Origin of the sequence: Pseudomonas sp. HMWF006 (assembly GCF_003061205.1) — a bacterium.
Lineage (GTDB): Bacteria > Pseudomonadota > Gammaproteobacteria > Pseudomonadales > Pseudomonadaceae > Aquipseudomonas > Aquipseudomonas monsensis.
Genome location: NZ_QAIU01000290.1, coordinates 1 through 10,058, shown reverse-complemented (window position 1 = coordinate 10,058; position 10,058 = coordinate 1). Strand labels below are relative to the sequence as shown.

At 60.2% G+C, this 10,058-nt stretch carries 12 protein-coding genes and 1 pseudogene; 5 read left to right on the top strand and 8 right to left on the bottom strand.

The window, feature by feature from the left end; all coding sequences use genetic code 11:
* Nucleotides 1-654, bottom strand: a 654-nt coding sequence (locus DBR24_RS32025) for a globin domain-containing protein (protein WP_256591419.1), incomplete at its 3' end; no start/stop codon positions are given.
* A 164-nt stretch (nt 655-818) separates the two neighbouring features.
* Here DBR24_RS32025 and norR point away from each other — a divergent pair.
* From norR to DBR24_RS11935, 5 genes are all read left to right on the top strand, one after another.
* Nucleotides 819-2,378 carry a nitric oxide reductase transcriptional regulator NorR gene (gene norR, locus DBR24_RS11955; protein ID WP_123463181.1) on the top strand — a complete coding sequence of 520 codons (1,560 nt, stop codon included), beginning with the start codon at nt 819-821 and terminating at the stop codon, nt 2,376-2,378.
* A gap of 455 nt (nt 2,379-2,833) precedes the next feature.
* Complete coding sequence (locus DBR24_RS11950) at nt 2,834-3,736, top strand: chemotaxis protein CheV (protein ID WP_025109268.1); 903 nt, start codon at nt 2,834-2,836, stop codon at nt 3,734-3,736.
* 27 nt (nt 3,737-3,763) lie between these two features.
* A complete protein-coding gene (locus tag DBR24_RS11945; RefSeq protein ID WP_128614849.1) occupies nt 3,764-4,222 on the top strand; it encodes a GNAT family N-acetyltransferase in 459 nt (152 codons plus the stop codon).
* Nucleotides 4,223-4,311: 89 nt separating this feature from the next.
* Nucleotides 4,312-4,638 (top strand): hypothetical protein, encoded by a 327-nt coding sequence (locus DBR24_RS11940; protein WP_128614848.1) that lies wholly within the window; start codon nt 4,312-4,314, stop codon nt 4,636-4,638.
* 83 nt (nt 4,639-4,721) lie between these two features.
* Entirely contained in the window at nt 4,722-5,471 is a 750-nt protein-coding gene (locus DBR24_RS11935; protein WP_128614847.1) for a YkgJ family cysteine cluster protein, read from the top strand.
* Between the two features lie 114 nt (nt 5,472-5,585).
* Here DBR24_RS11935 and DBR24_RS11930 read toward each other — a convergent pair whose 3' ends face one another.
* From DBR24_RS11930 to DBR24_RS11905, 7 genes and pseudogenes are all read right to left on the bottom strand, one after another.
* Nucleotides 5,586-6,689 (bottom strand): methyl-accepting chemotaxis protein, encoded by a 1,104-nt coding sequence (locus DBR24_RS11930; protein WP_371921272.1) that lies wholly within the window; start codon nt 6,687-6,689, stop codon nt 5,586-5,588.
* A gap of 204 nt (nt 6,690-6,893) precedes the next feature.
* Nucleotides 6,894-7,175, bottom strand: a pseudogene (locus DBR24_RS34820) (PAS domain-containing protein); the annotation flags it as partial.
* A gap of 151 nt (nt 7,176-7,326) precedes the next feature.
* On the bottom strand, nt 7,327-7,566 hold the full coding sequence (locus DBR24_RS11925) for a hypothetical protein (RefSeq protein WP_123463171.1): 240 nt from the start codon (nt 7,564-7,566) through the stop codon (nt 7,327-7,329).
* Nucleotides 7,567-7,677: 111 nt separating this feature from the next.
* Complete coding sequence (locus tag DBR24_RS11920; protein WP_123463169.1) at nt 7,678-7,983, bottom strand: type 1 fimbrial protein; 306 nt, start codon at nt 7,981-7,983, stop codon at nt 7,678-7,680.
* Nucleotides 7,984-8,112: 129 nt separating this feature from the next.
* Nucleotides 8,113-8,532: a hypothetical protein gene (locus DBR24_RS11915; protein WP_128614845.1), complete on the bottom strand. Its 420-nt coding sequence runs from the start codon at nt 8,530-8,532 to the stop codon at nt 8,113-8,115.
* Entirely contained in the window at nt 8,495-9,124 is a 630-nt protein-coding gene (locus DBR24_RS11910; RefSeq protein WP_128614844.1) for a nucleotidyltransferase domain-containing protein, read from the bottom strand. The genes DBR24_RS11915 and DBR24_RS11910 overlap by 38 nt, the downstream gene beginning before the upstream one ends.
* A 192-nt stretch (nt 9,125-9,316) precedes the next feature.
* Nucleotides 9,317-9,679, bottom strand: coding sequence for a DUF6124 family protein (locus DBR24_RS11905; protein ID WP_128614843.1), 363 nt, complete (start codon nt 9,677-9,679; stop codon nt 9,317-9,319).
* Nucleotides 9,680-10,058: the final 379 nt, after the last annotated feature.

The window sequence follows — 10,058 nt, the reverse complement described above, 5'->3', positions numbered from 1 at the left end:
GTACTGACCGTTGTTCGCCAGCGCCGACAGCGAGTAATTGCGGCGGACTTCTTCGCCGTCGAGGATCAGCTTCATGCCGATGTACTGACCCGGTTCAGCCGCAAGGATCGGGCCTTTGTCGGCCGGTTCGAAGTAGAAGGAAACGATTTCCGCACTCTCTTCGACCTTCGCCGCCACGATGAACTCACGCGCCCCGCGCCAGCCGCCGACAGCTTGCTCTTTCTGATCGTAGATGGCGGTTTCGGCGCCGATCAGGATCTCGGCCAACTGACCGTACGCCGCCCCCCACGCACTCATCACCTCGGGCGTGGCGATCTCATCGCCGAGCACTTCGGAAATGGCGCGCAGCAAGCAGGTGCCGACAATCGGGTAGTGCTCCGGCAGGATTTGCAGGGCCACGTGCTTGTTGATGATCTTCGCCACCAGATCGCCCAATTGGTCGAGCTGGTCGATGTGGCGCGCGTACATCAGCACACCGTTGGCCAAGGCACGCGGTTGATCACCGCTGGCCTGGTGCGCCTGGTTGAACAGCGGACGGACTTCGGGGTATTCGGAGAGCATCATGCGATAGAAATGCGTGATCAGCGCCTCACCCCCGCTTTCGAGCAGAGGCACAGTGGATTTGACGATGGCACGATCCTGGACGCTAAGCATAAGAGTGACTCCTGAGCTTTTTTGATAAGTTGCCTTAGGCTTATCAGTTTTCGTGCCAGATATTTTATTCATACAAATCAATGATTTAAAAAACACGTAGTCATTTCGACACGAAGACCTTTATAGTCATCCCGACTACATCTTGTCTCTTTGACTACATCACCATGTCTGCCAAATCCCTGCTCACCGCGCTGCTGCCTTTAGTCTCCGATCTGTCCCGCGAACTGCCCGAGGGCGAGCGCTATCGACGCCTGCTCCAAGCCATGCGCGCCCTCCTGCCGTGCGATGCCGCCGCATTGTTGCGCCTGGAAGGTGAATCGCTGGTGCCGCTGGCGGTGGACGGCTTGAGTACCGACACCCTGGGCCGGCGCTTCAAAGTCAGCGAGCACCCGCGCTTTGAAATTCTGCTGGCCGGCGCCGGGCCGACACGGTTCGCCGCCGACAGCGATTTGCCTGATCCTTATGACGGCCTGGTCGAAGGCCTCGCCGATCACCTCGAAGTCCACGACTGCCTCGGGTGCCCGCTGTTCGTCGATGAAAAACTCTGGGGCCTGATCACCCTTGACGCCCTTGATCCCGAGCGTTTCGAGCCGATCGAACTCGACGTCCTGCAAGCCTTTGCCAGCCTCGCCTCGGCCACGGTCAACGCCGCCGAGCGCATCGAACGCCTGGCCGTCCGCGCCGAAGACGAACACCAGCGCGCCGAGGTCTATCGCCAGGCCAGCGGCCAGCAGCACCGCGAAATGATCGGTCAGAGCAAGGCGCTCAAGAAATTGGTGGAAGAAATCAACCTGGTCGGCGGCAGCGATCTGACCGTGTTGATCACTGGCGAAACCGGGGTCGGCAAGGAATTGGTCGCCCAAGCCATCCACGCCGCGTCACCGCGCGCCGACCAACCGATCATCAGCCTCAACTGCGCCGCGCTGCCCGACACGCTGGTCGAGAGCGAACTGTTCGGCCACGTGCGCGGCGCCTTCACCGGCGCCACCAGCGACCGTCGCGGCAAGTTCGAACTGGCCAATGGCGGCACACTGTTTCTCGATGAAGTCGGCGAGTTGTCGCTGACCGTGCAGGCCAAGTTGTTGCGCGTGTTACAGAGCGGCCAGTTACAGCGGCTGGGTTCGGACAAGGAACATCAGGTCGATGTACGCCTGATCGCCGCGACCAACCGCGACCTGGCCGAAGAAGTGCGCAGCGGTCGTTATCGCGCCGACTTCTACCATCGCTTGAGCGTGTACCCACTGCGGGTGCCGGCATTGCGCGATCGCGGGCGTGATGTGTTGTTGCTCAGCGGCTTTTTTCTGGAACAGAACCGCTCGCGCATGGGCCTCAACAGCCTGCGCCTGAGCAGCGACGCCCAGGAAGCGTTGCTCGCCTACACTTGGCCGGGCAACGTGCGCGAACTGGAACACTTGATCGGGCGCAGCGCGCTGAAGGCCTTGGGCAACTGCAAAGTGCGGCCGAAGATCCTCAGCCTCAGTGCGGCAGATCTGGATCTGCCGCGTGAGGTTGTGGATAACTCGGTTGAGCCGGTTGCCGGTGTCGTGGCTGAGATGCCGCTGATCAGCGGGGATCTGCGCAGTGCTACCGAGCAGTATCAGCGGCGTTTGATCAGTGCGGCGCTGGAACGCAATCAGGATAACTGGGCGAGTGCGGCGCGGGAGTTGGGGCTGGATCGGGCGAACCTGGGCCGCATGGCTAAACGTCTGGGGATGAAGAGCTAAAAGCACCCTCACCCTAGCCCTCTCCCCGAGGGAGAGGGGACCGACCGAGGTGTTTTGCGTAATACGCCGACCTGAAACATCGAGTCGATTATGGATTCGGCAGAGCAGGTTCAAGTCGGTGAATTACTACAATATCCCCCAATCGGCCCCTTCTCCCGGAGGGGAGCGGACTGATCGAGGTGTCTTGCGCCATACGCCGACCTGAAACATCGAGTCGATTATGGATTCGGCAGAGCAGGTTCAGGTCGGTGAGTTACTACAATGTCCCCCAATCGGCCCCCTCTCCCTCCGGGAGAGGGCTGGGGTGAGGGGCAGTGATCGAGAGAACAGCGATCAACCCAGGCCGACTACCCGACAACTAACCTAAAGCCCAACCTTTTGACGCCGATAACCCGGCATCAATAGTTTCTGGCGATTTGCCCCTCGCCCATCACCTTTTTCCACAGAAGGTTTATATGTCTTCCACCAAAGCCCGCGCAGATTCACTTTCGCTTCTGCTGTTTACCTTGCGCAGCGGCAAGCTGATGGCGATCAACCTGCTGAAAGTCAGTGAAATCATCCCCTGCCCGCCGCTGACCAAGCTGCCGGAGTCGCACCCGCACGTCAAAGGCATCGCCACCCTGCGCGGCGCGTCGCTGTCGGTGATCGACCTCAGCCGCGCGATCGGCGAGCGCCCGCTGGAAGACCCGAACGGCGGCTGCCTGATCGTCACCGATGTCAGCCGCTCCAAACAGGGCCTGCACGTGCAGGCCGTGAGCAAAATCGTCCATTGCCTGACCACCGACATCAAGCCGCCACCGTTCGGTTCCGGTGGCTCACGTGCCTACATCACCGGCGTGACCTCGGTGGACGGCACGCTGGTGCAGGTGCTGGATATCGAAAAGGTTATCCACAGCATCGCCCCGGCGCAGATCGAAATGGCCCCGACCGACCTGAGCATGGAAGACGCCGAAGTCCTCGGCAATGCGCGGATTCTGGTGGTCGATGACAGTCAGGTGGCGCTGCAGCAATCGGTGCACACCCTGCGCAACCTCGGCCTGCAGTGCCACACCGCGCGCAGCGCCAAGGAAGCCATCGACTGCCTGCTCGACCTGCAAGGCACCGCGCAGCAGATCAACCTGATCGTCTCCGACATCGAAATGTCCGAGATGGACGGCTACGCCTTCACCCGCACCCTGCGCGAAACCCCGGACTTCGCCCACCTCTACGTGCTGCTGCACACCTCGCTCGACAGCGCGATGAACAGCGAAAAGGCCCGGTTGGCCGGAGCAAATGCGGTGCTGACCAAGTTCTCCTCACCAGAGCTGACTCAACGCCTGATCGAAGCGGCCAAACACGTCGCGGCCAACGGTCACTGAGTCTTGGCTCAGACGTATTGTTTTTTGATGCGGCGCGATCTTGCCAAGGACGCGCCGGATGCGCTTTGGCCTCAAGGCATTGAACTGTGTACGTACTCCGTCGAACTGGCGCCGGACGTGCACGCCCTAATGCAACTCGGCTACCGCGAAGGCGGCGGCCGGGTGCCGGCGCTGGACACTTGGCAGCAGCAATTCGAGACCGATCCCGAATACGATCCGTCGCTGTGCTTGATTGCCCGCGATGGCGAGGGTGTGGTCGGCGTGGCGCAATGCTGGACCAGCTCATACATCAAAAATCTGGTGGTGCATCCGCGCATGCAAGGGCGTGGATTGGGCCGGGCGTTGTTGCTCAATGCATTCAAGGTATTTCAGCAACGGCGCGAAGGGTTTGTTGATCTGAAGGTGCTGGAAGACAACCGGCGCGCGCAGCGCTTGTATGAAAGTGCCGGGATGTATGTGGTCCGCCGGGAACTGGTGCCGGACTGATCGACCGCTTTCGCGAGCAGGCCAGCACAGGCAACTTCCTTTCTCTGGCAGACTCCAACCTTGGCCACTCACGACCAAGGACGCCCACCATGAAAGTACTCACCCTCAGCCTGCTCTGCCTCACCGCTCTCGCCTCCCAGGCCCACGCCTCCAGCCCTGACGCCTGGGCCGCCTACGACAAAACCGTCCTCGCCAGTTGCACCAAGGCCAGTGGCCTGAAAAACGCCAAACCGGTCGGCACACCCGCGCAATTCGACGACCGCGTCGGCTACACCGCCGTGTTGCTGCAAGGTCAATACCCGCAAAAACACATGAAAGGCCAGCAGAGCACCGAGCTGTGCCTGTACAACAAAAAAGCGAAAACCGCCTTCGTCACCGAGTGGGACTCGATTCGTCCGACCGGCAAAGCGCAGTGAGTGGCGCATAAATTGCTTCGATCCGCGCCTGTGCGGTGGTTTTCCGCCACCGTTTCACGCCCTGATTGAAGACAGATCGCTCAATGAATACGACGTTTTCCTGCGTAGGCTGCGGCAAATGCTGCACCGACCACCATGTCCCGCTGACCCTGGCCGAGGCCCGCATGTGGGCGGCGGATGGCGGTCAGGTGATCGTGCTGGTGGAGGCTTTTCTCGGTAATGGCCTGGGTTTGCCGGCGCAGCAGCGAGAACATGCCGAACGGCGTTCAGCGCTCGTTCGCAGCGGCACGACAGACGCCCATGTGGCAATCACCTTCGCCGCGTACAACGTCGGTCCCTGCCGGAATCTTGACGAAGACAACCTGTGCCGCATCTACGAGCGCCGGCCGCTGGTGTGTCGTATTTACCCGGCGGAAATCAATCCGCATATCCCGCTCACCCCTGCTGCCAAGGATTGCCCGCCGGAGTCCTGGCAACAGGGGCCCGTGCTGATTGCCGGGGGCGAGTTGGTCGATCAGGCGCTGGTTGAATTGATTCAACGCTCGCGCCAGGCCGATCGCGATAACATCGGCATCAAGGACGCGATCTGCGCGATGCTGGGGATTCGTACCACGGCGCTGAAGGGGGACGGGTTTACTGCCTACTTGCCGAATATGGAGGCGTTTGCGGCAGTGATTGATCAGGTGACTGCCCAGCCGTTGACGATGGCGCCGAGTGAGTGGGTGTTTCATTTGTCGGGCGATGATGTGGCCGGGCAAGTGTTGGCGGCCGGGGCACAGGTGGTGACGGAGCCGGCGCAGACGTATACGTTTATTTCGTTGCGGGCGGCCTGATCCAGAGTCTTTAGCGTCCGCCCGGACCTCATCGCGAGCAGGCTCACCCCTACATTTGAAATGCATTCCCTTGCAGGAGTGAGCCTGCTCGCGATAGCGCAAATGAGCACACCCTCAATCGCGAACCTGGCGCCGCCCCCAGAACTCCCGCGCCAGCAACCTCAAATCCCCCGCCAGCCCCGCCACATCTTCGGAATTGCGCTGACTCTCGCGCCCCTCATCCACCGTCACCTCGCACGCCGTACGAATGCTGACGATGTTGCGGTTGATGTCCTCGCTCACCGCGCTCTGCTGCTCCACCGCTGCCGCAATCTGCAGGCTCATCTCGGTGATCTGCTCGACCCGCTCGCTGATCCCGTCCAGCGCCCGCGCCGCCCGCTGCGCCTGTTCGACGCTGTTATCCACATGCTCACTGCTTTGCTGCATCACCAGCACCGCGTCGCGCGCGCCGTTCTGCAGGGTGCTGATCATTCGTTGAATCTCGTTGGTCGATTGCTGCGTGCGTTGCGCCAGCCCGCGAACCTCATCCGCCACCACGGCAAACCCGCGTCCGGCATCGCCGGCGCGTGCGGCTTCGATCGCCGCGTTGAGAGCCAATAGATTGGTTTGCTCGGCGATGCTGCGGATCACCTCCAGCACGCCGGAAATTTCACTGCTGTGGCCTTCGAGCTGATGAATCACCTCGGTCGCCCGGCCAAGCTCTTCAGCCAGGCGCAACACGGCGCTGCGACTTTCACCGACCAGCCAATGCCCTTCACGGGTTTCCGTTCCGGCCATGTCCGCCGCTACAGACGCCTGCTGCGCATGACTGGCAACCTGCGCGACACTCGCGGCCATCTGGTGAATGGCCGCCGCCACCTGGTCGGTTTCCGCCTGCTGCTGCAGTGAACTGTTATGGCTGCTTTGCAGGTGATCGACCAGTTGCGCAGCGTGTCCGGCCAACTGTTGCGACGCATCGCCGATACGCCCGAGCACCGCGCCGACCTGCGCTTCGAGCATCTGCAAGGCGAACTCGATCTGGCCGATTTCATCGCGACGTCCGGTATACACAGACTGACTCAACGGATTGTCCGCAACGCTCCGCGCACGCTCGGCCAGTTGCTCCAGCGGGCACAAAATCCAGCGCAGCGCCAACGCACAAGCGCCGCTGCCCAACACAAATGCTGCCAGGTTCAACCACGCAGAATCCGGCTGCAACCAGGTCTCGGCACCCAGCACAACGCCGAGCAGCGCACTGGCCAGCGCCGTGACCTTGGTCCGCACCCCCAAGGCTTGCGGTTGCCAGCGCGTCACACGCTCGCCGCGCAACTGCGCGTACGCCAGCTCCGCCGCCGCCACTTGCCGCGCATCCGCCCGCGTGCGCACCGACTGATACTCCACCGCCGTACCGTTCTGCGTCACCGGCGTGACATAGGCACTGACCCAGTAGTGATCACCGTTCTTGCAGCGATTTTTCACCAGCCCCATCCACGACCGCCCGCCCTTGAGCGTCTGCCACATATGCGCAAACGCCTGCGCCGGCATGTCCGGATGACGCAACAGATGGTGCGGCGCACCCAGCAACTCATCACGGCTGTAACCGCTGATCTTGATGAAGTCGTCGTTGGCGTAAGTGATCGCGCTGGTCAGATCGGTGGTCGAGAGAATGTTCGCATCCAGCGCCACATCGACATTGCGACCGGTCACCGGGAGATTGATCTTCATGGATAGCGCGCTCGTTTTATTGGAAAGAGTCGGCAGGGCTGCTGACTCTAAGCGCACCAATTGGTCAAATATTGATCTGGCTCAGGATCTGAGCACTTAGCCATCACTGCGACCGAAAATCGCAGTCGATGGCGCAGGGCGGGAATAAAACTCAGCGCTTGCCCATCGAACGACGGGTACCCGGCGGCGCCATGCCCGGGGTCTTGGTGTGGCCGTTCTTGGCGCCGTTTTTGTACCACGGCTGGTTCGAGCCTTTGGCTGCGGCCAGTTCGCCCGGTTTGAAGGGGAACTTGAAGGCCGGGATTTCGGCTTTGGTGTCGCTGGTATCGGCCAGTTCAGCCGAGACATCGCTCACAGCGTCGTCAACCGGCGGCAGGGTCGGGGAAGTCATAAAAGCTCCGGAAAGCAAAAAGTCGGGCCCGATCAGTGAGCCGCGAAGGCGCGCAGTATACCTGTGCGCCATGGCTCGGCACCTGAAGATTTGCAGCGCACGCCGAACGGTTTACAGGTAGGTGATGATCACGATGCCTTTGTCAGTCGATGTCTTCAGCGCTTCGTAACGCATGGAAATCGGCAGCGCCTGATGACTGCAAGCGTTGCGCTCAGTGTCGACATCGACTTTCACGCCGGGCTTGATTTCGATCTGGCGAGACTCACGAGCAGCAAACGCCCCGACCGGTCCGACCTGACAGCCCGAGTCAACGATTTGCCCGGTGAAGCGGATCTCGCCGGATTGACTGGCCGGCGCGGCGAAGGCTGTGAGTGGAACCAACAGAAGCACATACGGCAGAGCGGTTTTCAGCTTCATTTCAAGACACTCCCGAAGTGGACGGCCCAGAGAGATTTGGACCGTGCGCGGCCTGAGCCATACAAGCTGTATCCGCTCATAGAGGCGGATCTTTAAGAGATTAGTCAGGATCGCAAGCCGTGCCGGATGTCAGTTCATTCGTTGCTGGACGTTGCTCAACAATTGCGAGGCGCTTTCCAACAACTGCGCCAGAAGCGCGTCATCCTCATCCATATACCCTTCGTATTCCGCGAGATTGCGCCGCTCATGACACAACGCGAACAATCGCACCTGAACCTTGCTGATATGCGCCGTATGCACCAGACACTGAAAGACCAGGTAGCGTTTATCTGATCGATAGCCACTCAATCGGAGCGCCGTCAGCGCCAACGCGTGCGCTGCGTTATAAGCCAAGTCGAAACGGCTGGAAAAAGACAACGTAGAAGTTTGCGCATCCTTGAGCCGATCCATGGCCGAGCGCATCAAGCCCTCACACTCCTTGCGATCCGGCGGCTCCGCTTTCAGCCCACCGCTACGTAGAAGATTCTCCAGACTCTCGTTGCTGCCCATCCTTGGACTCCAAAGGGTTTGCCCCTAACAGAACGATTTTTTCCTGCTGCACCACCCGCAAGACAAAGCTGTTTTGCGCAGCCAGTTTTGCCGCCCAGTCTTGCGGGGTGTAAAGCGTCGGGTTGATGGGACGACCCAATTGTTCCTCCATGGGCATGAGCCGTTCCATGACGTCACTGTAGTGCAGGCCTTCGCCGATCAGCATGAGATCAATGTCACTGAGTGTGTTTGCTGTGTCTTTGGCGATGGAGCCATAGACAAACGCCCAGGTGATCTGCTCGGTAAACGGCTGCAATGCCTGACGCAGAGGCTCAGCGATGCCAAACGTCTTGCGAGCAATGCCCAGTAGTTCGGCATAGATGGGACATGTGGGATTGGCCTGGTAATGGTTCTGATTGCCCACCTTTGTCATGCGCAACACACCGGCTCGCTGCAGACGGTCGAGTTCACGCATGAGACTGCCTTTGCCAACCCGCGCCCAGCGCACGATCTCGTTGGCATAGAAAGTCTGGTCAGGCTTACCAAACAGCAGACCCAATACCTTTTGTTGAGTGGTGGTAAATAGCGCTTCGCTTAGAGAGAGAGTTTCCACTGTGAAGGCCAAGAGTCCCAAAAAGGGAACGATAGGTCCCTTTTTGGGACTTATCAACCGTTCGAATATTTCCAGAGGCAGCGGTCACCGAACAATCGCCATCGCGAACAGGCTCACACCTACAGTTGGAATGCGATCCCCTTGTAGGAGCGAGCCTATTCGTGCAGCACGGTGACATGCTGTTCAGACGGACTACGTCTGCGGATCAACCCTATCCAGCGCCCGGTTCACCGCCAGCTCGGCGAGCATGACGATCTGCTGGATCGCCAGCGCCGTACTGCGCTGCGGGCGACTGAGCTGATCGGCCAGATCACCGGCCATGACATTGGCTGAAGCCAGCGATTCGCAGGCGTGGGCAAGCAGGCTTTCGGTGTCGATGTTCGGCTGGATGAGGAACATCGTACTGGGCTGACGCGGTTTGACCGGTTCGGGGCAGAGGTAGAAATCGAGAGCGCGCTTGATGGCTTCGCGGGTTTTGAGCTGGTCGTCGGCGCGGAGGGCGTCTTCGAGTGGGGTGGTGGTTTGGATGGGGGGATCGGGTACGGGCTTAGTCATGGAAATGTTCCTAATCAAAAGCCAACACATGCCGTTTCTCACGCGGCGGAGTGGTGGCAGCTATGTGCGGAGTGAGAAACCGGTAGGAACAAGCCCGGCCGAACCGAAGTTCGCCCGCACACAGCCGCCATAAAAATTGCAGGGCAGCAAATAGCCGGCGGCAATTATGGTGGTACTGGTGTTGGATTAACAGTTCCTACGGGTTCTCACACCCGATCACCGAGTTGTCGGCGACAACCAAAGACTAGAGAGCGCACGTCCGACGGACAACCTGAAAATCTTGTGGGAAGGTTCTGATTATTCGACACAAATTTAAACAACCAAAAGCCAACCCTCACCCTAGCCCTCTCCCGGAGGGAGAGGGGACTGACCGAGGTGT